Here is a 23286-nt window from a genome sequence, read left to right as displayed (position 1 = left end):
ATATTTTGTTAACTATTTTTTCATGTTTATTTCAGAATTAACCCGTAGAATACCTATTAAACAGATTACTTTCATAACCCCTTATGGAAATCTGTTTGGTATCCGGCATCTCATTTTGCCGGATATTTTTTTATTGTAAACATGGGGCTTAACCCATTTTAGAAAAAAAGGAAGCTGCCAAGTGGCAGCTCCCTTAGTATGTCTCCGGTAATTCCAGAATCCAATTTATCCAGCCAATCACCGTTGAGGCTCTTCTAAAATAAGTGCTTTCTGATTGAACATTGTAGAGGCTGCACCGCTTCATAATCTCAATTACTCTCGCCTTTTCAGGAAGTGACCCGTTTTGCAAATACTCAGCTAAGACTTGTTTGAACGGTTCATGAGCCAGAATCATCTCCGTCAAACTCAAAAATTTATCTTTTGTTCTGAGTCCCATGATTCCCCTTCCAGCTTTCGTGAGGGTAAACATGACTTGTTTATTTTCGTCCGTGTATTTTTCAATCAAGCCGAGATACATCCCTGCTGAGGTATAGTAACCTGTTTGTCTTTCGTCAAAGGCATAATTTCTTGTGATGTGGTCTTTACTCATATCATTCTCAACGAGTAAACCTAACAAATCAACCACCCGTGTGAACGAGTCCGCTTGAGGGAATGGAATCTCTGGCTCTGGTACAGTCTGAACAGCATGAAAGACCTCCACAATATCTTCAAGCTCCAACTCCTCATGAGCAATAATAAAATCCTTTTGCTCAACCAATTTTAACGAGTTATACTTCTGCGGGTCAGTAAATTCATAAATGAAAAAGCTGAAAATATCATTTGAATAGGTGAAAAAGACCGGTTTAACCTCTTTATCTGTTTTTTCTTTCCATAAACGAAATGGATAATAAAGCTGCCGCACCAGGAAATCCTCAACCGTTTCATTCTTTGCTTCGACGATCATGAATTGGCTTTGACTTTCATATCCCCCATCAATTTCAATCTGAGAGTTTTTTATGTTAATGAGCTTTTCATTGCCTTTTCGCGTTCTGATCATAAAGTCAAACTCTTTCGATGACATTCTGCCCGAGATCGTCTGAAAAGACGGTTCCCCCAACAGCATTTCCATCATACCCGTTACATGGGCACAATGGAGGGCAGAACTTTCAGAGTAAAGGTTTGCAGGGTCTATTGTCGTTATATTAGCGGGAAATTCCACTTGAATCGGCTTCAGTTTTTCGTTATAGCTGACCTTCTCATACACATCAAACTCACCAATAACATAACTAGACCTTGAAATCGGCAAAATCGATAAGCCATGATCTTTAAAGAGCTTCGGCAAGTGGCTGAAGTGGTCGAACTTCGCCATTAACCTCGGCTCTCTCACCTCTTTTATTTCTTTTGCTTGAATTTCAAAAAATCCATTTTGCTGCACATTTTGCAGGATTTTATGACGCTCAAATAAGATTTCCCAGGCTTTATCGGTTTTCGTTTGGCTCATAATTCATCACCAGCACTTCATCAATTTTGCCGCGCTTTGATGCTACTGAATTGATATTTCTAGTCGCTGATACAATTTCAATGTGAAAATCACTGTATATATCTTTAATAAAATCTGTTGCCGAGTTGCTTAATAAAACTTTACAGCCTTTTTTATCGAGCTCAGCAAATGTGTCTCTTAGTCTAATCTGGTCTTCTTTTCTAAAACCGTCTAAGCTGTAGCTGGTAAAAGAAGATGTATCGGAAAGCGGATCATATGGAGGGTCAAAGTAAACAAAATCTCCCTTTTCAGCAGGCGCAGTTACATCTGAAAAATCCCGATTCAGAATAGTTACATCATTTGTGCTTAAATAAGTATGAACAGCCCTAAGGATATTCTCATTCACGATTTGCGGATTTTTGTATTTCCCAAAAGGAACATTAAATTGCCCTTTACTGTTTACGCGGAAAAGACCATTAAAACAAGTTTTATTCAAATAAATCATTCTTGCCGCTTTTTCCACAGCTGAGAGCTGAGTGTACTCTTCCTTATTTCGATCAAGGCAGCGGATCGCATAGAAATAGTCACTTTCATTTCCATTTTCATGCTTTTTTAATGTGTCAATTAACTCGTCCACATTATGTTTCACTACATGATAAATATTAACCAATTCAATATTCACATCATTAATGACCGCTTTCTTAGGCTGCAGGTCAAAAAGAACAGCACCGGCGCCAATGAATGGTTCGTAGTAAGTGTTAATACTCTGGGGAATATACTTGCGAATCTCCGGAAGCAATTGCCGCTTTCCGCCAGCCCACTTTAAGAATGGCTGTACCAGATTGTTATTTGTTCCTATTGCCAATTTACCCCTCTCCCTTTTCCTTCCATAATATCTTATCAAAATATACGAACAGAAATTCTATATTTCATCATATCATTTTCATATCGACAAATAAACCATTAAATTTCACCATATTATTGTCGAACTTCGATTGAATAAGAACGTCATATTACATCAAACTAAACAAGAGACTTACCAATATCCTTCCATTTATTAAGATTTTGTGGGATAGTTTATTTTCAATTTCCGCAAACATAGATTATAAAGTTCAAAGCTAGATCGACTATTCACAAAAAAACTTATAAGGAGAATATATGAAAGTATCCGATTGTATCATCCATTGTTTAGAAAACGAAGGTGTAGAATATGTATTTGGGATCGTTGGCAAGGAGACGCTTGACCTCGCTGAATCATTAGCAAAATCAAAGCAAATTCAATTTGTCAATGTGAGGCATGAACAAGGGGCTGCTTTTATGGCGGATGTGTATGGGAGACTGTCAAAGAAAGCAGGTGTCTGTTTATCCACTTTAGGCCCAGGCGCTACAAACCTTTTGACTGGAATCTCAAGCAGCAAACTCGACCATTCACCACTAGTTGCCTTGATTGGGCAAGCTTCTATGGAGCGGCACCATCCAGAATCACACCAATATTTAGACATCGTAAAATTGTGTGAACCCGCAACAAAGTGGAGCACACAACTCACAGATTCGCTGAATGTTCCGGCAATGATTCGAAAGGCTTTCAGAGAGGCTAAAATGGAAAAACCGGGTTCAGTGGCCGTTGTCATTCCGGAAAACTTTTTAACGCAAAAAATAAGCAACAAACCTTTGTCCGTAAATCCTTTACCTGAAAATGTCCCAGTTTTGGAAACATTAAAGTCTGCCATTACCCTGATAGAAAGCCATATGAAACCATTTATTTTGGTTGGAAACGGTGTCATAAGACAGGATGCAGCGATTGAGCTTCAGACCTTTATCAACACCCTTCAAGCACCTGTAACACACAGTTTTATGGCCAAAGGCATTTTAGACAAAGCACACCCTGCTAATTATTTTACGTTTGGATTTAATGAAAATGATCTAGTTTTAACTGGGATGCAAGAAGCTGATTTATTAATTGCTATCGGTGTCGACTTTGTAGAACAACTTCCGCAGCATTGGAATTATAAAAAGATTCCCGTGTTACATATTGATTCTTTGCCAGCAGAAATGAATGAATACTATCCAGTCGCAATAGAATGTGTGGGGAACATTCAGAAGACACTCCAATTACTTAATCAAATGGGATCCCCTGCCAAACCGTGGATCCCCTATAGTAATCTTAAGGAAAAAATTATGAGTGCTTATCAAATAAACGACGGACAACAGACCAAAACCAGCAGTACTCCATTTACAATCGAAGATATCCTTCATTGTATTGAGGATTTCACTACAGAGAATACAATTGTCATTTCTGATGTAGGCGCCCATAAAGTCTCTATCGCCCGTACATATCAGCCTAAAAAGCCAAACCGGCTCATCATCTCAAACGGGCTGGCCTCGATGGGAATCGCCATTCCAGGATCTATTGGTGCCAAACTAGCCTGCCCGAAGGACCCTGTCATTTGCATTACCGGTGATGGCGGAGCATTAATGAATTTTGCTGAAATAGAGACTGCCAAACGGCTTGGGCTTTCCTTCGTCATCATTGTGATAAATGATTCGATGTTAAAATTAGAGGTCCAGCAAATGACTAAATTGTTCGGAGAAAGTTATGGTGTACGCTTTCAAAATCCTGATTTTGTTCAACTAGCGGCGAGTTTTGGCATTAAGGGAATGCGAGTCGGAAACATGAATGAATTTGAAACGATTCTAATAGAGACCCTGCATACTTTAGATGAAATAGTCTTAATTGAAGTAGCTATGCAAAATTGAGCATACCTTACCTGCCATCCACTCTGGTCATCATGCTGCATTTATATGGAAGACCACTAAGTGACAAGCATCTTTAATCTTTTAAAAAAGAATACAGCCATCTCAACCCATAGCCAATTGTAAAGGAAGGCACCTATGAAAATACTACCGCATGTAAGGAAGGAAAAGGAATGGGATACAGCCGGACCTAGAACAGGAAAACGGAATATATAGAGTAAACTGCTAATTCCGATCGTTAAAAGAATGGCGCCAACAGAAATAAGACTTATTCTTTTATGGAAAAAGGAAAAAGCGGCGCCTGTGCCTATCCCGAGCAATCCTGTTGTCAAAGGAAATACAAATAATTCACTAGGCTGCATAATGAGTAACAGAAGCATTGTAAGAAAATAAGCCATCCCTCCAATCGGGAGAGAAAACATCGTACCAATCAGAATAGGCAGTGTAGCAAATGGGCTGATAAAATAGCCCACTCCCGGTAAAAGACCACCTGCTGACTGAAGGATAGCAGCTAGACCGGCAAGGAATGAACCTAAAACAATCTTCTTCGCTTTTGTCTGTTTACGAAATTGTAATTGAACAACTTGAATCTCATCTGATATTGACTTTAATAAGTACATTTGTCCACCTCATCACATGTCAATAAGGATCAAAATTCCTCTTAAAATGGTACAACAAAATGGCCCCGGCTTTAATAAGCAGGGGCCATTATCGGCGGATGATAAATTTTAATGTTGCCAAAAGGCTAATTCACCTGCTCCGTTTATCTCCTTATTTGTTTCACTGTTTCGCTTAAGATGACTTCAGGCTCAGAAAATAGCGGAGAAGATTTAACGCCACCGTTTTTCTGTAAACAGCTGTGGAACGCTGGTCGTCGATGGGTCTAATCATTTTTGCAAAGTCGGCAACAATCGCAGCGATGTCTGAATCAGCTAATGGGATCATTTTGCCAAGCAGTTTTTTCTCCATATCCACGGAACGAAGGATAGTCGGTCCAACGGCACCAAATGCCAATCGAATGTCATCGATTCGATCCTTGCGAATCCGGATGAAACCAGCAAACGAAACTTTGGCAATGGCATCTGCATGGCGGTTGCCTACTTTTTCAAAAATAACATATGCATCTTCCTTCCATACGGACGGCAGAATAATCTCCGTTAATAGTTCATTGTGCAAGCGTTGAACTCTTCTTGGACCTTGAACAAAATCACGAATTTCCACCAGACGCTCACCATTTACGGAGCGCAGCAGCAGCTTGGCATTGTAAACATATAATAAAGGAAGCGTGTCACCGGCTGGAGAGGCGTTGCAAATATTGCCGCCTAATGTTCCCCGGTTTCTAATGGCCGGGGCTGCAATGGTTTTCATTGCCTGCTTTAAGGCGAAAGGAATGAGCGGATTTTCAAGTAATTCACTATAGGTACAGCAGGCCCCGATGTGGAGATCGTCGTTATTTTGATACACTTGTTTTAATTCAGAAAGATGATCTATAAAAACCATCGGCATCGGGATTTTGGGAGGTACTCCCCTTCTATGTTTATGAAGGACCATGATGTCGGTGCCGCCGGCGAAAATGGTACAGGTCTCTCTATTCATTTGGCTCAAAGTGTCGGCTAAACAATCGAAGCGATACGCGGTTATTTTCTCTGCCATACGCCGTCACATTTAGCTGCATGTTTCACAGCATCAACAATCATATTATAGCCCGTACAGCGGCATAGATTTCCGGAAATGCCTTCACGAATTTCAACCTCTGAAGGATGAGGATTTTTTGTTAATAAAGCTATACTTGCCATGATCATTCCCGGAATGCAATAGCCGCATTGCACTCCTCCGGCAAGAGAATAGCACTCATCCAAAATCTTAAATTGTTCTGTTTCTAAGATCCCTTCTATCGTTTGAATTTCGGCACCAGCAATCGAGCCAATTGGAATCAGGCAGCTGTTTTGCAAATGGTTTTCGACAAAAACACTGCAGGCCCCGCACTCCCCTTCCCCACAGCCCTCCTTTGTTCCGATTAAAGCAAATTCACTTCTTAATATATCTAGTAATCTTGCAGTTGGAGGGGCGTCTGTTTCTACATTTCTTCCATTTAGTTTAAATCCAATCATTCTTCTTCACCTGCTTCCATCCAAAGACGATTCATAATGACTTCAGGGGTAATCGGAATTTGTTGAAAAGAAGTTTGCAATGCATCCTCGATTGCCGCTTGAACCGCCGGCGCGCCGCCGATTAAAGTTAATTCACCGGCACCCTTCGCCCCATATGGACCATCATCATAGGGGTTCTCAAAGACCTTGCTTTCGATTGCAACAACGTCCAATGAGGTCGGCGGTCCATAATCTGATATGCTTTTTTGTTGGATCGAGCCTCGTTTTGATGTCATCTTTTCCAGATAACCGTAAGCTAATCCTTGAGCCAGACCGCCATCAATTTGACCTTTCAAAATCCGTTCATCGATGACCTTTCCCACTTCAAAATTGCCGGATACTTTTTCTAACTTTACATTTCCCGTTAACGTATCTACTTCTACTTCAACGATATTGGCACCCCAGGAATAAGCCGGATAAGCATCTCCTGTGAAGGTTTTCTCATCCCAGGGGATCATTTCACGGTGAACATAGTGTTCCACTATCTCCTGTTCCACTCCTGGCTGCCACTGAGCCTTCAGTTTTTTTGCCGCACGTTCAAGTAATTTACCGACAATCATTGTTGTTCGGGAAGCTACAGTAGGACCGGAATCGGGAACCTCTTTTGTATCGGGATCAGGATATGAAATTTCTTCGTACGGGAGCTCCAATTCTTTGGCGACGATTTTACACAATGTTGTCAAAATGCCTTGTCCCATATCAGAATTTGAGATTTTAAGCGCTACCCCGTCGTCCTTTGATTTAACCAGCTTCACCGTTGCTTTAATATGATCTCTTTCGCCGCTGCCTGTGAAGCCGCAGCCATGGAGAAACAATGAAGCACCGATGCCTTTTTTGTAACGCTGATTTTGTTGATTAAAGCGTTGAAAGTCTGCTTTTTTCTTTTGGTAATTTGATGTAAAAAGCAGATCTTGAATCATTTCTTCCATTAATATTGGATCGCGGAATTCACCTTTAGTGATCGTGGGGTCTCCTTGTTTGACGAGGTATTTTCGTTTATATTCGAGATGGTCGATTTTTGCCAGTTTACTCAAATGTCCCATATGACTTTCGATACCGGCAAAGCTTTGTGGAGCACCAAAGCCTCTAAAGGCACCATTCGGAACGGTATTCGTTTTTAACACATAGCCTTTCGCATGAAAATGGGGAATTTTATAAACGCCGGCACTGTTTATTAAAGCGCGCTGCAGCACGACAGCGCTTAATCCCGTATTCGCTCCGCCATCGAGATAGATTTCCACACACATGCTCAATATAGTTCCTTCCTTATCAAGCGCCGTTCGATATTTAAGTTTGGCTGGATGCCTTTTCGTCGTGACCAGCATATCCTCAGAACGGTCGAACACGAGCATCACTGATTTTTTGACTGTTTTTGCAGCAACAGCTACATGACAAGCCATCATGGAAGGATAATCTTCTTTGCCGCCGAATCCTCCGCCAGTTGTGCTTTGAACCACTCTGACTTCGTCATTGCTGCAGGCTAACGCGCTTAACAATGCATTTTTTATATAATAAAGACATTGCATCGATCCCTGGACGATGATTTCATCATCCTTATAAATCGCGAGCATCCCTTGCGGTTCAAGGTAGACATGCTCTTGATAACCCGTATCATATTCTTCTTCGATAATTTGATCTGCTTTCCCCTCAATAGCTGAAATGCTCGCTAAGCTTTCGCCGAATTCATAGCTGGCCAAATAGGATGCGGCAGATTTTTGTGCGATCGCCTCGTCCAATGTATAAATAGCCTGATGTTCTTCAAATTCTATATCTACTTCTTTTAACAAACTGTACAGAACTTCCAGCTCTTCGCCAACAAACATGAGAATCGGCTCACCAATATAATTGACCCACTCATTGGCAAAAATGGGCTGATCTTCTTTGATTATTTTGACATAATTCGGACCGGGAATGTGTTCGGCACCAACGGCTTCATATCCATCAGGCAGGTTAGGCAATTGAATGGAAATGATTTTCCCATAAGCAATGGGCGAGCGAACCAAAACACCATAAACCATATTCGCTGCTTTTATATCACTGATATAGGGCAGCTGCCCCGATACTTTTCCTTTGTGGTCCTTTTTGGGCACGGAGATGCTTATGTCTTTGGGATTCATGGCAACAACACCCTTCGGCTCTTTCTAAGAGATAGAAAAATATGTACAAAAATAAAAAAAACTTGGAGGCGGCAACCGGATTCGAACCGGTGATGAAGGTTTTGCAGACCTGTGCCTTACCGCTTGGCTATGCCGCCATAGATAATAAACGAAGTGTAATTTCATTCTATTCAAGGCGATGCCTATTTAAAACTTGTTTACTTAAAATTATTCATTAGAAGGGGAAATATTCTCTAGGCTTTTGTTTCATTACCGCTTTTTCCTGTAAAATAGGTTTGAACATTAAAAATTGAATCGAAGGTGTACATGACGCATGAAACGATTATGGGTAACCGGGTATAAAATGCATGAATTATTTTTCAACAGCAAAGACCCTGGAATTGGTTTTGTCAAAAAAGCGATTGAGAAAAGGCTGCGCTATCAAATCGAAAACGAAGCATTAGAATGGGTCATTATTTCGGGCCAGCAGGGCACGGAGCTGTGGGCAGCGGAAGTTGTATTTCAATTACAGGAAGAGTATCCTGAGTTAAAATTAGCGGTTATTACCCCTTTTCTGGACCAGGAGAAAAATTGGAAGGAAGAAAAGCAGGAAGAATATTTGCTGATCCTGGAACAGGCCGATTTCGTCAGCACCGTTACGAAACGTCCTTATGAAGGACCATGGCAGTTCCGTGCGCGGGATCAATTCCTTCTCGATAATACAGACGGCATTCTTTTATTTTACGATGAAGATGGAAAAGAAGGCAGTCCAAAATACATTAAAGAAAAGGCCATGAAGCGTTATGAAGAGGATGGCTATGAAGTAATTACGATCAGTGCCTATGATATACAAGATATCGTCGAAGAGGAACAGCTGAAACATTGGGATTGGTAAAAAAAAGGACGGAAGATATGCTTCATTCCGTGACAGCGAGATCAAGCATCACCCCGTCCCCGCTCGCTTAAAAACCGATTTTCTTTTGACTTGGAACAATTAATTCCCGATAAGTACCGATCACAACATCCTGGAATATCCCGGATTGAACAATTTTCGCATAAATGCGGTACTCGGCAGGATCGTCAATGGATGGTGCTGGTTTAATGGTTATATTTGTATCCTGCAGCACAATCCGTTCCGGTTTCCCCTCATCTGCTGCTAGGAAAAAGACATTCCCATTGTCTTCATCATAGTAACGATCGTTTTCCTTAATAACCGGAAATGAAATAGCAAATTGATAATAAACATTATGAGGCGCAACTCGTTGGCTAATTAACTTTTTATAATTATCTAATTTATGCTCCAATTTTTCCTGCTTTTTCAGCGCCATCGTTATCCCGTAAATAAAAACAGATGCTATATACATCAGCAGCCATAGAAGAAAGAAAACAGCAATAAAACCGATAATCGTTAATGGATTTATATCAACTGTCGAAAAGTAATAAAGAATCCAGCAATAGACTAGAACTGTCATAAGAAAAGTAATGATTTTCTCAGTCTTAGAAGAACTATTATTTTTTATCCTTTCTATTTTTAATACCAATTGATTATGTTTTCTCAGTATTTTTTCATCAGTCATATCTTACTCCCCTAAAACAAGAACTCTTATTCGTGCATATGTAATTGGATTGTGTTCTGCAAATCATTCCCCCGCGTATTTAATAAGGATAGATTGATAGCGAGCGGACGTTGATTCGGACGATATATTCTTAAAAAATAGGTAGTCACTCTGGCATATCCATGAACATTGACGACTTGGTTCGTATATTTTTCCTGCTTGACACCCGCCACTTCATCCCACATGACTATATCTTCAAAGAAAAGAAAGGTTCGAATTAGCATCCCTTCCGGCATAATCTCGACAATTGGTCTTGGATCAAGCGTTTTAACCAGGCTAATTACCCCCATTACCAACGAAATCACCATCAGTGCCCATACGAAGACAATACCTGTTGGCGCCAGCCCAGTTGGATTTGAAAGTAATTTCGAATAAATGAGATAAATTGATCCAAAACAGATAATCGCCAGTATCCCCGTCTTTACTCGATTGGAATAGTATTTCTTTGTTCTGCTTTCCAGCTTAGTTTCCTCCCCTGTATTTTGCTGCAAATAAAAATGGCTTCCCGTTCTTGGAAATGGAAATGTGAAACTCTTACTTCATCTGCATTTGTTTTATACACAAGTATAATTATAGATAAGTTGATGGACTGGGAATATAAGGATTAATTACTATTTTCACACAAATAAAAAAACAGCCTTTCGCTTCATCTGAGCCATTATGGGCTGATGTGAAGAAAAGAACTGTCTATGGATAGAAATAGAGATCATAGAATTATTTTGTTAGGATATGGGTTTTCTTTTATCCGCCCACATTTCTCCATGATAAACGAAAGGCATGTTTCCATAAAAGGAATAGCACGGCAGCTGCCAAAAGCAAATATATATAGACACCGAATACAAAAAGCGTGCTAAGGTAGTGCAAGCCGGCAAAAACTCCTACAAACAAGATAAGTCCTAATAAAATTCCGCCGTTTCCTTGACTGTATGTATCGAATGACTCTGAAAAAGGAATTGATTTTTTTAACAGCAAGAAACAAACCACTGCAAACAGACAGGCATTGATGAACATAAGGATGACATCTGGAAGGATTCGCATCCCAAACAAGTAGATGAAGACCATGCTGAGTAACAGATAGACTGGCAGATAGAGCTTGACGAGAAAAGCCTTCATCGTACCGCTGAAAATAGACTTTAGTTCATTTATCGGGGCTGCCTTATAAATCCAAGCGCCTTTATATTTGCCTGAATACCGCAGCATCATGACAACCTGCGGAACAATAATCAAGCTGAAATACATATTTAAATATGACTTGCTGCTTGAAAGATCAGCCATTCCCTCACCATTTATTCCATTAATGTTTAAGAGAAAGATAAACGGCATGACGATAGAAAACCCTAAAGAGGGATAAACCTTAAGCTTGAAATCCCGTTCATTACGGAGCATGATCCCGGCAAAGCGGTAAAATACTCTTTCCTCATCCGCAGGACAAATCACTTTTATCAAATGTTCACTAAATTTTGTGCGTTTCTTCTCACTAGCTTTCCCATGGTAGGAAAGTTTTTGCAGATTTTTCTCAAAGGATGGTACAGAACGTATGTAAAGCCAAAAAGACAGAAGCGGGACCATGATTCCGAGGGCTGCTAATAACAGATAGAAGGAATTGAAACTGCCATTTACCGCCAATTCCACGATCGCTCCATACCACATGGGAAAAATAAATAACTGCCACCAAGCTGGTTCCAGCGACATGGTTAAATCAACGAGCTCAAATGAGCGGGTAAGAAATTGATAGCCAATCATAATCGCAAGTGAGAAACCAATTTGAACATAGTTGATAATGTCCTTTAATTTCTCGCCATCAAAAAATTTTAAGATAAACATATAAAAAAGAGCTGTCAATACAACAATAAATAAATCAAGCAAGATAATGTTTACAACAGAAACAAGAAAGAAGACAATGCCATGTCTAAGCAGACCGACGAGCAAAGGAATACCGGAAATAGCCAGCGTCAGCAGCGATAAATAACATAAAATATGGAACATTTTAGCGGCATTAATCGTTTTTCTATCAATGGGCTTTGTAAAGAGAATATTCCGATCACGGATGTCGAGCAATACAGATGAGAAATCCGAAATCATCGATGTCATAACCATAAAAGTGACCAAGCCGTAAACAAGGCTCATTTGAAATATATAGCTTTCTCCCATTATGATAAAGGGAATCATGAAAAGGCTGAAAAAGACATAGATCCATAATGAATGGAGATAATGGTTCCGATCCTTCTTTTCGTATCCCTTCTTTTTGTTGGCATTCTGCATAAAAATCGTTGGAACACGGCGCCTATCCATTAGGAGCTTAACCTGCAATATCCTTCTCATTACCTTGTAATCTACACCAAAGTGCTGGAATATTTTTTCGAATCGATCTAACAGCTTCAATGTTGGAAAGTCCCTCATCGCTACACCTCTTCTACAATGGAAACAAATCTTTCACTCAGCTCTTTGTGATTACTGAAGCCGGTTAATTGATTAAAAATCTGTTCCAATGTCCCTTCTTGATTATGGTGTTTTAATTCCTCGAACGTTCCATCTGCGGCAATTTTTCCGTCCTTTAGCAAAATGATCCGGCTGCTGATTTTTTCGACAACGTCCATGATATGGGAGGAGTAGAATACCGTTTTTCCATGTCCTGCCAATGAGGCTAAGATTTCTTTAAAAATCAGCACGCTATTGGCATCCAATCCATTAATGGGTTCATCAAAGAACAGCAATTCAGGATTATGTAACAAACTGGAAATAATCAAAAGCTTCTGCCTCATCCCTTTTGAATACGAAGCAATCCGGGAATGATAGACTTCGCCGACTCCAAAGAGCTCCATCAAGCTTTTTGCTTTATAATCAGCACGCTCATACGTCAGACCGTACAATTCACCGATAAAGGTTAAATACTCCTGGCCGGTTAAGTTGTCATACACTTCAGCAACCTCTGGAACATAGCCGATTTTTCTTTTGTAATCAACATCCCCATCGGAAATATCGCGGCCAAAGAAGGTTATCTTACCCGTATAGTCTCCTTCAATCCCGAGGAGGATTTTTACAGTGGTGCTCTTTCCCGCACCATTAGCACCGATATAACCGATTATTTCGCCTCTCTTAACCTGGAAAGAAATCCCGTTCAGAACACTTTTGGAACCATAATCCTTTCGTAAATCCTCAATCGTCAATATCATTTCATTCACGTCCATCTCCCCACCCCATCTATTACATTATTATACTACTTTAACATTATTTTACTGCAAAATCAGAAACACTGATCATTTTTCATAATTATTTAAAAACTTACAGACAAAGCTTATACACGTACAATTTCCTTTACTCTATTCTTTCCATTACAAAAAAAAATCCTCTATTTTTAGAGGATTTTCATTTAACACTTTTGGAGACCCAACCATCGATATTGGCTGTATGCGAACAATTTTTCATGTAGTGAAACTCTTTTTCACTACTAGGGCTATACTGCCAACTTGTGTTTGTCCCGCATTTCATATTACTTACCAATTTAACGATTTTTTACAGGTCAAGGGTAACAGGGATTCCAATCATTTTACCTTTTGTGAAACGTTTGTCTCACATTTATTAGTAACTTGATTTTTGGCCTAGAGCTTTCTTCTGCGCTTTTCATGCCATTCGGTTCGCCATAATTGATATTGCCACTTCTACTTCGAACGAAGCTTCAATTTCTATTATGATTATCTTCAAACTGATTAGCTTATTCGATTACTCTATTCCGTTTGAATACCTCCCTTGTATTCAATTGTTTTAGCCCCTCTTCATCCTCACTTGATTTTGAAGAGATATAGCTTTTCGTTCACTTCCACTTACCGGAACGAACACTATATGGTTGAGCCTCCAAAAGTGTTAAGCTTTAAATGGCTTTTTATATCTTTTCTACACTCTTAGTATAACACCCTTTTCCTTTTGTAACCGCTTAACCTGTGAATATTCTGTTAATTAAATACCACTCATTTGTTCCCTGTACTTTATATTATGCCTATTCATTAAAAAACCTCCTTTGTAATGGTTACAAAAGAGGTGTCAATATCGTATTATTTGTTCCCTGAAGCACCATACTTTGCCTTAGATCATTCGCTTCTGATTTATATAAAAAATTAATTAAAAAACCTTATCAAGATAATCCCCATACCCTCGTAAAATATTTAGTCCCTGGTGTTCTAATTCTATCCATAATTTTTTATCAAGGGCAAACGGGTTCTTATTTTGCAATTCAGCAATTTCATCTGCGGAAATATCTACTCCGTAATACGTATCATTATTTTTTACAATAAACTCATAGTCTGTCAGTTTCATAACATAAACTTCATAGTTTTCGTCCCATTCCTTCAATTGCTTTTCCATTAACGTTGCTACGTGTACAATAAATTCTTCCACACCCATGTTTTTAGACATGTATCCCCTAATCACTCCGCTAATGTTCATGTTTATCTCCCCTTTATAAAATTTCAGGTTATCAAAGAAAAAACGGAACAAAAAAAGACTATTCATTGCTTAGGATGCAACAAAGAGCCTGTTCATTGTTATCATTCAAAGGCATGCTTTGCTGGTTGAAGCACCTTACTCGAAAGGCAGGTTGCAGTGACGTCGTGGAGCCAGTTCTCTTTGTCACTCTCGATAACCTTATTTTATTATAGTTAATTTAACATAATAATGGCGGCAGTGTAAAGAAGTATAAAGAAGTAGATATTATTACCATGAGCTGGACTTTTGAAGCAAAATTTGACAAAAAAAGAGTATCCGTAGCGGATACCCAATAAATAGAATGAGACGGTTCTCCTGATCTACTGCAACAGAACCGATACTATATTTAATAAATTCAAAAAACGAATTTAATGTCTCGTTTTACTCTCAATTTGTTTAATAACCTCATCTGCAGATAAGCCGGTTGCTTCAATCACCGAACCTCTGGTTTGCACATCCTGCATTCCCATAATATTCGAATCCAGACCGGTTATGACACAGCAATCACAGTTTTGCACATTACTTCCGCCATTTAATTCTACGACATCATAGCCTTTCGCACGTAATGCTTCAGAAATATTAGTCAATGATCCCTCAACACCGATTCTTTGCATCATTATACACCTCCTCCCTAACTAATTTTCCCATTTCCCGCTTTAATATGTATTCAATTTTTTAAGTGCTGCAGACCTTCATTCCCATTGAACACTACCTTCATCAAACGCACTTAATTGCTCCATATTGCTGGCAATCATCGCAATAATCGTGCTGGCTTCTTCTTTGCTAAAAATAAAATGAGACTCATCTTTTATCAATTCATCATCTGTACTCCATACCCGGTTTACTCTTTTTAATACCCCATCACCGCTCTCCTGTATGACACCGAATTGATAAGTAACTTCTACTTCATCCTCATGTTGGAATGCTGTAACCTCTGGGGTCGTCCATTCTACATCAATTTCTTCAAATATATTCCCATCATCCATACGCAAACCTTCATAATATTCTTCATCGTGATCATCAGCAAACACCGTCTCATGTTCTACATCGCTCAGTTCGTATCCTTCATCATTGAAATAGTCATGAAGGCTGTCATGAACTTCTGCAACAATCTCCTCTATATCAGTGAGAATAATTTTTGCCGGATGTCCGCTGTCAACATCAAAGGATTCAATGTAAAACTCCTCGTTCTCCGGGTCAAAGAAAAGAGTACAAAAATAATCACGTTCCAGCTCCTCTGTTACGATATCTGCAGTTTCAACAAAAAACTCTATTCGTGGATGTTTGGCGGATCTTTCTATTTTCATTTGACCAACTTGATCGTATTCCTCACAAATAGACTCCAATTGTTCTTGAAGATCACCGCATACTCGGTCAAACCATTCTAACGACATCAAACATCCCATCCTTTCAAAGTTAATCGAATATATTATGTCCATGCCGGATAAATATATTGCGAACAATTTGCTAAGAATAATTATTTGTGTAATTTTGAACAAAAAAATTTAACTTGTTGCATATAGAGAAATTCCACTATATTTATCTGAACATTTTAATTATATTATATTTTCAGAGATTGCATTGTGAAAAACGTAACTCACTATAATCAATCCACACTTATAAAAAAATTGAATACATAGGATTGATTTACAATAAATTTAGGGGGCAGATCAATGAGTACTTTAGTAAAATCAGTAGACAGCTTACATTTTATTAACGGGGAATATGTTCCTTCTCTTTCAGGAAAAGTAAAAGACAATATTAACCCGGCAACAGAGGAAGTCATCAGCGTTATTGCACAAGGTGGCCAAGAAGAAGTGGACACAGCAGTTGCAGCTGCCAAAAAAGCATTAAAAGGTCCTTGGAAAAAGTTCACATTAGATCAAAGAATCGCGGTTATTCGTAAAATTGGCGATATTATTTTGGAAAGAAAAGATGAGCTTGCACGTCTTGAATCATTAGATACTGGGAAACCAATCTGGTTGTCCACTGCAATTGATATTTCAAGATCAGCATTTAACTTTCATTTCTTTGCAGATTTCCTACGTTCAGTTGGAACAGAAGCATATGAAACAGACGATGTAGCATTCAACTATTCCATTCGTCGTCCAGTTGGGGTTGTTGGGATTATCAGCCCATGGAATCTTCCTTTATTATTAATGACTTGGAAACTTGCTCCAGCCCTTGCTGCTGGTAACACAGTTGTCATCAAACCTGCAAGTTTAACTCCAACAACTGCGACAATCATCGGGGAAATTTGTAAGGAAGCTGGCGTTCCGGATGGTGTTGTCAATATCGTCAATGGTTCTGGTGGTTTAGTAGGTACAGCCCTTACTGAACATAAAGATGTTGATGCTATTACCTTTACAGGTGAAACTGTAACTGGACAAACGATTATGAAGTCTGCAGCTAACACATTGAAAAAACTTTCATACGAACTTGGCGGTAAGAATCCAAACGTCATTTTCGCTGATGCTGATTTAGATGAAGTAATTGAAACAACTTTAAAATCAAGCTTTATTAACCAAGGGGAAGTTTGTCTTTGCGGATCCAGAATCTATGTAGAACGCTCCGCATATGATGAGTTCCTAGAAAAATTCGTTGCAAAAACAAAAGAATTAGTTGTCGGCGATCCATTTGACCCAGCAACAAAAGTGGGTGCATTAATCGGTAAAGACCACTATGAACGCGTTCTAAGCTTCATTGAATTAGCAAAAGAAGAAGGCGGAGAAATTGTTGCCGGCGGAAAACGTCCTGAAGGATTAGAAAAAGGATATTTCTTAGAACCAACAATTATCACAGGGCTTGACCGTAATTGCCGCGTTGTGAATGAAGAAATCTTTGGACCTGTTGTAACAGTTATTCCATTCGATACAGAAGAAGATGTTTTGGATCAAGTGAACGATACTGATTATGGTTTAAGTGCTTCAATCTGGACAAACGATTTACGTCGTGCTCACCGCGTGGCAAAAGAAGTTGAGGCTGGAATCATTTGGGTAAATACATGGTTCCTTCGTGATCTACGCACACCATTTGGCGGAATGAAAGCATCTGGTATTGGCCGTGAAGGTGGAATTCACAGCTTTGAATTCTATTCAGAACTATCAAACGTTTGTATTAAATTATAATATATAAATTCGTATCAAGTCACAAGCAGCTCCTCCTAATTAAGAGGATGCTGCTTGTGACTTTTTTGCATTCAATGACATTCGGTACCTTCCCCTAATCGTAAAATGCCGGCACTTTCTTCATCCCCGTCTGCCAGCAGCCTATGGATTACCCATTGTACAAACTCATCATTTACGGCAAACAGGGTGCCCCGGTTTCTCATTCTTCCGGCCTGGGTAGATTTATAAATAAGCGTATTTTTATAGTCATCATATGGGATTTCCTTTTTAAAGGCCCGAACGCCCCTTACGATAATGCTTTCTTCGAAAAACTCCTCCTCTACCACCGCAATGCCGACTAAAGCATTATGCACACTGCCGCCGCGATAGCATAGGATGATATCCCCTTTTCGCGCATTTTTGAAATTACGATACACGTTGCGCATATTCCAACGGACAGAACTGCCGTCCATAATATGCTCCCAACGGAACGTATCGGCTTTATCTGAAGCAATCATTAACCATAATGTCCTTTTCCCCATGTCTTCACCTCTGAAAATCTATTTGATAGAAAGAAGAAGTCTATACTTTGACTAAGTGATAGCTTTCAATGAAATAATATAATAGTTAACCTTAACTATATACACTTTTTGCTAAATAAGGACTATAATTACACCAACATCTACAGGTCCCTTTGGTGTAGAAAGGAGAACTTTACAATTATATGAACGAAAAACAAGCCGTAAAAACAGTGCCATCCATTCCGACTAAACCCCCATCAATATTAAAGCAGGCTATGACTGTAAATCGAAAGCCTTTTCCATGGGTAAAAGCTTTTTGTGCAGGACTGGCAGCATCCATCCCGATTATCATTGGGTTGCTTTTTGGTCATTTAGAATATGGTCTGATGGCTGGATTAGGAAGCTTCACATATCTTTATACCTTTAATATTCCTTATGCTCAAAGAGCAAAGAAATTATTTTCCGTCGTCATTGCGATGACGATACTAACCGCATTAGGGACCCTGGCAGCTCCTCATCCGCTCGCGATTGCTGTCCTTATTGGGATTATTGGTGCCGTTTCAACCTTTATTTTTGGTGCTTTAAAAATAATCGGACCCTCAGCGATCTTTTTTGTCCTAGTCTTTGCGATGACAACAGGGATGCCGGAGGATCCTGATGCAGCACCACTTCGTGCCGGTTTGGTTTTTCTAGGCGGCGCCTTGTCTTGGGTGATCGCCATGATCGGTTATCTATTTGAACCCCATGGACCGGAAACTGGTGTCGTAAAGAGGGTGTATATAGAACTGGCCCATTTGATTGACGCAGTCGGAACAGAAAAATTTAATAAAACAAGGAATCAGGTTATACAGATTCTGAAAGAAGGCGAAGAAACACTTGCTGCCGGTCATATTCCTTGGAGAAGCACAGAGAGATTTAAACGATTGTATGTCATAAATGATCACGCTAAAGTAATCTTTCTATACATAATTGAGCATTTTTCAGAAAGTAAATCAAGGCTGCCAGACGAGGCGGGACAATTTGTCCGCCACATTGCCCATTTACTTGATGAGAAAAAGAAAAACAGTCATCCCACAAAGAAAATATTGCTGCCATTTGAGATGGATGAGACCGTTTTTGGATTATTTAGCAGAATATTTGATGCTGACGCTGTCTTAAATGAACCTGACAAGAAGATCGATCTGGTTATACAAATCTCGAAGCCCTCGTTTAAGACCATTATCATGGGTGCCTTTGATAAAAACTCGATTGTTTTTATTTCGGCACTTAGATTTGGAGTAGTAACCATTTTAGCAGGGATAATTGCCTATGAATTTGAATTTGCCCGCTCCTATTGGGTGCCGCTAAGCTGTGTAGCAGTAATGGCAGGATCGACCATTGTTGCTACCTTTCACCGGGCCATTCAAAGAGGTGTTGGTACGGTGTTAGGGATTTTAATCGCAGGGGTCATTCTTGCGACACACCCTAATGGGTATATGATTGCCTTTTTCGTATTTCTGCTGACCTCCATAACCGAGCTTTTCATTGTCAAAAATTACGGTTTAGCTGCATTATTTTTCACGCCGAACGCATTACTGATGGCAGAAAGCACCAGTCACGCAAGTTTCAGTTTTTCCTATTTCGCCTCAGCAAGATTAATTGATATCCTGCTTGGAAGCGCGATAGGCCTTATTGGGGTTTTTCTCGTCGGAAGGCGCTCTGCTTCCAGCAGAATCCCGCATTTAATCTCAAAAACGATTCGCAGTCAGGCACAATTCCTGCTCGTCCTTTTCTCTGATCAAGGTCCAGATTTTAAGACCGATGGCTCTAGAGAAAAAATGAAAATGCGCACGAACCTAAATAACTTAAAAACCCTTTACGATACCGCAGCTGGTGAGATTCCGAAAAACCGGAAAGCACTGGAATATTATTGGGCGGTCATCTTCACCTTGGATCATTTAGCCTATTTACTGGATTCATGCTCTGAACAAAAAAGCCGTCCAATCCTTTCCGATGAATCCCTAGCCCAATTGCTGTATTCTTGCGAATCGATGGCAAATGCCGCAGACCGAAAGATATCACCCGCCGTAAAAACAGTACCCGAAATACCGGGCTGGCCGGGAATCCAACAAGAGCTCAAAACTTTGCAAAAGTCACTGATGCTCCGAAATCTGCCAAAGGAATTTTCTTGATCAATACGCTCGTTTGTATTTTTGGTGATAATCAGCATGATACTGGTTATCACCTTCTTTTTTATCATATATTTTTAATGATTTTTTCTGCTTGATTTGTAATATGATATAATTCTGCCCACAAATAACGCTTTAGCGGGTCAAATTCTAAATAATCTGTCAAAAAGGATATTCTAAAAATTATGATATTCTGTAATTAAGGAAAACGTTTACAGGGGAGGGGCCTCAGATGAAGTTATGGTTCTTGCTATCTGGTATCATCATCGTATTCATCTATTGGCAAAAAAGAAGAAGTCCACAAAAAATAACCGAACGGTTTGAAGACAATAACGTTACCAAATTATTAAATAAGCTGCCCGAAAATTGTATTGTGTTGCATGATGTATACATACCGAAAAAAAATGGCTCGTCTGTACGAATCGATCATATCGTCATTAATCAAAATGGACTTTATGTCATTGAAACGAAAAATTACAATGGTGTAATAAAGGGATCAGAAAACAGTAAATATTGGACCCAGATTGTTGCTGACCATCCGGAGAATTTCTATAATCCCATCCTGCAAAATAATCAGCTCATCAAAGAACTTCATTATTATTTAAGGGATGCGTTACATAATATTCCAGTTCATTCTGTCATTGTTTTTGGAAAGCGTTCTCATTTGAAATTAGAGAAACCGATAAAAAAAGCACAAGTAATAAAGAGATTCAAACTATCTTGGGTACTCCAGCATGAATCTAAGGATATCTTTGTTTACTATAAAGAGAGGAAGGCAATTAAAGATCTCCTTTCCTCACCGTATTTGGAAAAAAGCATCAAGCATAGAAGAAACCAATATCATCTTATTACTGACATCAACCAATATAAATCGCGAAACAAGAAATCCTCCATGTGAGGAAGGCTTCTTGCTGTTAAACTGCCACCATAGTAGGACGGCAGTTTTTTTTACAGAAAATTGCTCTTGATTTCCCTCTGCCACTCTCCCCCTTCATCTTATCAATGGATAAAAAAAGTGGTCAGTGATAGAGAAAAACTCTTACGCTGTCAGCTTGGTCGATCGTAGCCAGTAAAATATTGTGTACCTCTTCATTATGCTCCGTTTTTAGTTTGCTTTCTACCCAGGATTCATCTTTTCCCAATTCCTGCAATGCTTGAAAATCCAGCTTCCCTTCCTTCACAATCGTCCGCGGTAAATCAAAGGATTTTACGGGCAGCGCTATATCTGTTTGTGTTACCGTTTGATGCTGCGGTTTTAAAAAAAGAGAAATGCTGCCATCTGGTTCCCATAAGGCAAGGGCCACCTGCTGAACATCAGTAATTTGCTTCTTTCTTAATTCTGATAAAAGGAAATCAATTGATATTCTCGCCTTCGCCAAATTCTTCACCAGAATCTGGTCATTTTTTATCAACGGAAATGGCTTCCCCTGAACAACACTTCTTAGCCCCTGGTTTCTCAAAATAAGCCATACACTCAACAGATATAAGACAACGAGGACAGTGGTAGTTATCATCGCTCCTTTTAAGGCTGATCTTGCGTCTGATAAAGGATGCGCAATGATATTTCCTAACACCAAAGCCATGATAAAATCAATGAGCCGCAGCTGGGAAATAGCACGCTGTCCCATCATTTTCGCTGCAATGAGGAGAAAGAAGTAGGCAATAACTGCCCGAAATGCCCATTGAATCGATGTAAGATGTTCCTGGCCGTGTACAAAATCCATTTTTATCACACCCCTGATCTAGGTAAAGCTTATTATTCCAATTCTGACGGATTTTTTTCCAAAAAAAAAATTCACCTTCCAGGCACAGATAATAACATTTTGCTGCACTATTAATGGCAGGTAATATTTCCCTGTATGTCGAAATATGTATGTGTAAGAAGATGTTAATTGGGAGATGAGAAAGATGGACTTGATTGAAGTTTATGTGGAGGATGTGAAAAACAGGCTACCGCAGAGATTACGCAGTGGCGCCGAAAAGGAGTTACGTGCCCTAATCGAAGAGAAACTGCCAGAGGGGTTTACTCATGAAGATGTTCAAAGAATATTGCAGGATTTAGGTTCGCCGGCTGAATGGGTCTTTACTTACAGGCTGAAGGGTAAAAAATATTTAATTGCTCCTCCCTATTTCGAAAAATATATTCGTTTTGTAGTCTTGTTTGCCTTAATCTTCTTGTTCATTACTTCCTTTTCCATCATTATTGAAAGATTTCTTGCCATCAAAGAAGAAATCCATATCGTTTCTTTTATTGTCGCTTTATTTATTGATATATTCGTATCCGCTTTCGATGCTTTTGCGCATGTTTTTCTCTGGGTGACTATTGGTTTCATGATTATGGAATGGGTCGGGATTCCAGCTGAGCGAATTCCATCCATAAATACACTTTGGTTCCCCAACTATAAACAAAAAAGAACAATCTCACGGGCCGAAGTGTTGTTCAGCCTCTTTTGGATTGTCATTTGGCTGATCCTGTTATTCCATGCAGATAAATGGCTAGGCTGGTACGAGCAAACCGGCTCCAGTTTTGAAAGTTTAACATTAATCGCCCCTCTTTTTAAGCAAAATATTTTAATTTCCTATTTCCCGCTTTTGCTCGGACTTGCGCTCATTGAATTTGCACTTGGAGTCATTAAGCTTGCTTATGCCAGGTGGACATTTAAAATCTCCTTCTTCAATTTAATCTATCATACTTTATCCATTACTTTACTATGTGTCATGCTGAGCAATCCAGACCTATTTCATCCTCAATTTCTGACATTAATGGACGGGAACCTAAAACTTGGCGGAGCTACATTTGCCGCAAATTGGAACAAACTCATCTGGGGATTTGCCTTGTTCGTTATTTTATTTTCCCTTATTGATATAGCCAAGGGTTTTTACCATTCGATAAAAGACCGATAGAAAAAGCATGGATTTAGTCCATGCTTACTTAT

General features: G+C 39.4%; 21 protein-coding genes, 1 tRNA gene and 1 riboswitch. Of the genes, 6 read left to right on the top strand and 16 right to left on the bottom strand.

Features of this window, described 5'->3' with window-relative positions; translation table 11 throughout:
* Positions 1-193 precede the first annotated feature (193 nt).
* Together HNR53_RS03150 and HNR53_RS03145 are read right to left on the bottom strand one after the other, a co-directional pair.
* On the bottom strand, positions 194-1480 hold the full coding sequence (locus HNR53_RS03150) for a type II restriction enzyme (RefSeq protein WP_184522653.1): 1287 nt from the start codon (positions 1478-1480) through the stop codon (positions 194-196).
* Entirely contained in the window at positions 1458-2324 is an 867-nt protein-coding gene (locus HNR53_RS03145; RefSeq protein ID WP_184522651.1) for a DNA adenine methylase, read from the bottom strand. The genes HNR53_RS03150 and HNR53_RS03145 overlap by 23 nt, the downstream gene beginning before the upstream one ends.
* A 293-nt stretch (positions 2325-2617) precedes the next feature.
* Between HNR53_RS03145 and HNR53_RS03140 the strand changes: the two genes are divergently transcribed.
* Positions 2618-4216 (top strand): acetolactate synthase large subunit, encoded by a 1599-nt coding sequence (locus HNR53_RS03140; protein ID WP_184522649.1) that lies wholly within the window; start codon positions 2618-2620, stop codon positions 4214-4216.
* Positions 4217-4272: 56 nt separating this feature from the next.
* Here the strand turns inward: HNR53_RS03140 and HNR53_RS03135 are convergent, their stop codons facing one another.
* The 5 genes from HNR53_RS03135 to HNR53_RS03115 form a co-directional block, all read right to left on the bottom strand.
* Complete coding sequence (locus HNR53_RS03135) at positions 4273-4833, bottom strand: hypothetical protein (protein ID WP_184522647.1); 561 nt, start codon at positions 4831-4833, stop codon at positions 4273-4275.
* Positions 4834-5005: 172 nt separating this feature from the next.
* Positions 5006-5866 carry an FAD binding domain-containing protein gene (locus HNR53_RS03130; protein ID WP_184522645.1) on the bottom strand — a complete coding sequence of 287 codons (861 nt, stop codon included), beginning with the start codon at positions 5864-5866 and terminating at the stop codon, positions 5006-5008.
* The gene (locus HNR53_RS03125; RefSeq protein ID WP_184522643.1) at positions 5851-6324 is read right to left on the bottom strand and encodes a (2Fe-2S)-binding protein; all 474 of its coding nucleotides are present in this window, start codon (positions 6322-6324) and stop codon (positions 5851-5853) included. Before HNR53_RS03125 ends, HNR53_RS03130 begins: the two co-directional genes overlap by 16 nt.
* A complete protein-coding gene (locus HNR53_RS03120) occupies positions 6321-8480 on the bottom strand; it encodes a xanthine dehydrogenase family protein molybdopterin-binding subunit (protein WP_184522641.1) in 2160 nt (719 codons plus the stop codon). Before HNR53_RS03120 ends, HNR53_RS03125 begins: the two co-directional genes overlap by 4 nt.
* Before the next feature lie 63 nt (positions 8481-8543).
* Positions 8544-8617, bottom strand: a tRNA-Cys gene (locus HNR53_RS03115).
* A 176-nt stretch (positions 8618-8793) separates the two neighbouring features.
* Between HNR53_RS03115 and HNR53_RS03110 the strand changes: the two genes are divergently transcribed.
* Positions 8794-9354, top strand: coding sequence for an SLOG family protein (locus tag HNR53_RS03110; protein ID WP_184522638.1), 561 nt, complete (start codon positions 8794-8796; stop codon positions 9352-9354).
* A gap of 67 nt (positions 9355-9421) precedes the next feature.
* On the opposite strand, the gene HNR53_RS03105 is transcribed toward HNR53_RS03110, so the two are convergent.
* The 7 genes from HNR53_RS03105 to HNR53_RS03075 form a co-directional block, all read right to left on the bottom strand.
* Positions 9422-10036, bottom strand: a complete 615-nt coding sequence (locus tag HNR53_RS03105; protein WP_184522636.1) for a G protein-coupled receptor family protein — start codon at positions 10034-10036, stop codon at positions 9422-9424.
* Between the two features lie 26 nt (positions 10037-10062).
* Complete coding sequence (locus HNR53_RS03100; RefSeq protein WP_184522634.1) at positions 10063-10566, bottom strand: hypothetical protein; 504 nt, start codon at positions 10564-10566, stop codon at positions 10063-10065.
* 250 nt (positions 10567-10816) lie between these two features.
* Positions 10817-12475 (bottom strand): hypothetical protein, encoded by a 1659-nt coding sequence (locus tag HNR53_RS03095; RefSeq protein WP_184522632.1) that lies wholly within the window; start codon positions 12473-12475, stop codon positions 10817-10819.
* A 2-nt stretch (positions 12476-12477) separates the two neighbouring features.
* The gene (locus HNR53_RS03090; protein WP_184522629.1) at positions 12478-13263 is read right to left on the bottom strand and encodes an ABC transporter ATP-binding protein; all 786 of its coding nucleotides are present in this window, start codon (positions 13261-13263) and stop codon (positions 12478-12480) included.
* Positions 13264-14191: 928 nt separating this feature from the next.
* A complete protein-coding gene (locus HNR53_RS03085) occupies positions 14192-14515 on the bottom strand; it encodes a hypothetical protein (protein ID WP_184522627.1) in 324 nt (107 codons plus the stop codon).
* A 95-nt stretch (positions 14516-14610) separates the two neighbouring features.
* A riboswitch (SAM riboswitch) is annotated at positions 14611-14714 on the bottom strand.
* 208 nt (positions 14715-14922) lie between these two features.
* Positions 14923-15168, bottom strand: a complete 246-nt coding sequence (locus HNR53_RS03080; protein WP_184522779.1) for a YkuS family protein — start codon at positions 15166-15168, stop codon at positions 14923-14925.
* Positions 15169-15246: 78 nt separating this feature from the next.
* Positions 15247-15948 carry a hypothetical protein gene (locus HNR53_RS03075; RefSeq protein WP_184522625.1) on the bottom strand — a complete coding sequence of 234 codons (702 nt, stop codon included), beginning with the start codon at positions 15946-15948 and terminating at the stop codon, positions 15247-15249.
* 279 nt (positions 15949-16227) lie between these two features.
* Between HNR53_RS03075 and HNR53_RS03070 the strand changes: the two genes are divergently transcribed.
* On the top strand, positions 16228-17682 hold the full coding sequence (locus tag HNR53_RS03070; RefSeq protein ID WP_184522623.1) for an aldehyde dehydrogenase: 1455 nt from the start codon (positions 16228-16230) through the stop codon (positions 17680-17682).
* A 71-nt stretch (positions 17683-17753) separates the two neighbouring features.
* Here the strand turns inward: HNR53_RS03070 and HNR53_RS03065 are convergent, their stop codons facing one another.
* Positions 17754-18203, bottom strand: coding sequence for an EVE domain-containing protein (locus HNR53_RS03065; protein ID WP_184522621.1), 450 nt, complete (start codon positions 18201-18203; stop codon positions 17754-17756).
* Positions 18204-18385: 182 nt separating this feature from the next.
* Here HNR53_RS03065 and HNR53_RS03060 point away from each other — a divergent pair, with 182 nt between their 5' ends.
* Positions 18386-20353, top strand: coding sequence for an FUSC family protein (locus HNR53_RS03060; protein ID WP_184522618.1), 1968 nt, complete (start codon positions 18386-18388; stop codon positions 20351-20353).
* Positions 20354-20582: 229 nt separating this feature from the next.
* Positions 20583-21248 carry a nuclease-related domain-containing protein gene (locus HNR53_RS03055; RefSeq protein ID WP_184522616.1) on the top strand — a complete coding sequence of 222 codons (666 nt, stop codon included), beginning with the start codon at positions 20583-20585 and terminating at the stop codon, positions 21246-21248.
* A gap of 121 nt (positions 21249-21369) precedes the next feature.
* Here the strand turns inward: HNR53_RS03055 and HNR53_RS03050 are convergent, their stop codons facing one another.
* Entirely contained in the window at positions 21370-22074 is a 705-nt protein-coding gene (locus HNR53_RS03050; protein ID WP_184522615.1) for a DUF421 domain-containing protein, read from the bottom strand.
* 184 nt (positions 22075-22258) lie between these two features.
* On the opposite strand from HNR53_RS03050, the gene HNR53_RS03045 reads away from it, so the two are divergent.
* Positions 22259-23254 carry a hypothetical protein gene (locus HNR53_RS03045; protein WP_184522612.1) on the top strand — a complete coding sequence of 332 codons (996 nt, stop codon included), beginning with the start codon at positions 22259-22261 and terminating at the stop codon, positions 23252-23254.
* Positions 23255-23286: the final 32 nt, after the last annotated feature.

It is taken from the genome of Bacillus benzoevorans, from assembly GCF_014207535.1.
Lineage (GTDB): Bacteria > Bacillota > Bacilli > Bacillales > Cytobacillaceae > Bacillus_BD > Bacillus_BD benzoevorans.
This window is presented reverse-complemented; position numbering and strand designations above follow the sequence as displayed.

Coding starts and splice junctions, on each gene's coding strand:
- HNR53_RS03150 (WP_184522653.1), bottom strand. CDS start 1,480: ATGAGCCAAACGAAAACCGATAAAGCCTGGGAAATCTTATTTGAGCGT.
- HNR53_RS03140 (WP_184522649.1), top strand. CDS start 2,618: ATGAAAGTATCCGATTGTATCATCCATTGTTTAGAAAACGAAGGTGTA.
- HNR53_RS03135 (WP_184522647.1), bottom strand. CDS start 4,833: ATGTACTTATTAAAGTCAATATCAGATGAGATTCAAGTTGTTCAATTA.
- HNR53_RS03130 (WP_184522645.1), bottom strand. CDS start 5,866: ATGGCAGAGAAAATAACCGCGTATCGCTTCGATTGTTTAGCCGACACT.
- HNR53_RS03125 (WP_184522643.1), bottom strand. CDS start 6,324: ATGATTGGATTTAAACTAAATGGAAGAAATGTAGAAACAGACGCCCCT.
- HNR53_RS03120 (WP_184522641.1), bottom strand. CDS start 8,480: ATGAATCCCAAAGACATAAGCATCTCCGTGCCCAAAAAGGACCACAAA.
- HNR53_RS03110 (WP_184522638.1), top strand. CDS start 8,794: ATGAAACGATTATGGGTAACCGGGTATAAAATGCATGAATTATTTTTC.
- HNR53_RS03105 (WP_184522636.1), bottom strand. CDS start 10,036: ATGACTGATGAAAAAATACTGAGAAAACATAATCAATTGGTATTAAAA.
- HNR53_RS03095 (WP_184522632.1), bottom strand. CDS start 12,475: ATGAGGGACTTTCCAACATTGAAGCTGTTAGATCGATTCGAAAAAATA.
- HNR53_RS03090 (WP_184522629.1), bottom strand. CDS start 13,263: ATGGACGTGAATGAAATGATATTGACGATTGAGGATTTACGAAAGGAT.
- HNR53_RS03085 (WP_184522627.1), bottom strand. CDS start 14,515: ATGAACATTAGCGGAGTGATTAGGGGATACATGTCTAAAAACATGGGT.
- HNR53_RS03080 (WP_184522779.1), bottom strand. CDS start 15,168: ATGCAAAGAATCGGTGTTGAGGGATCATTGACTAATATTTCTGAAGCA.
- HNR53_RS03075 (WP_184522625.1), bottom strand. CDS start 15,948: ATGTCGTTAGAATGGTTTGACCGAGTATGCGGTGATCTTCAAGAACAA.
- HNR53_RS03070 (WP_184522623.1), top strand. CDS start 16,228: ATGAGTACTTTAGTAAAATCAGTAGACAGCTTACATTTTATTAACGGG.
- HNR53_RS03065 (WP_184522621.1), bottom strand. CDS start 18,203: ATGGGGAAAAGGACATTATGGTTAATGATTGCTTCAGATAAAGCCGAT.
- HNR53_RS03060 (WP_184522618.1), top strand. CDS start 18,386: ATGAACGAAAAACAAGCCGTAAAAACAGTGCCATCCATTCCGACTAAA.
- HNR53_RS03055 (WP_184522616.1), top strand. CDS start 20,583: ATGAAGTTATGGTTCTTGCTATCTGGTATCATCATCGTATTCATCTAT.
- HNR53_RS03050 (WP_184522615.1), bottom strand. CDS start 22,074: ATGGATTTTGTACACGGCCAGGAACATCTTACATCGATTCAATGGGCA.
- HNR53_RS03045 (WP_184522612.1), top strand. CDS start 22,259: ATGGACTTGATTGAAGTTTATGTGGAGGATGTGAAAAACAGGCTACCG.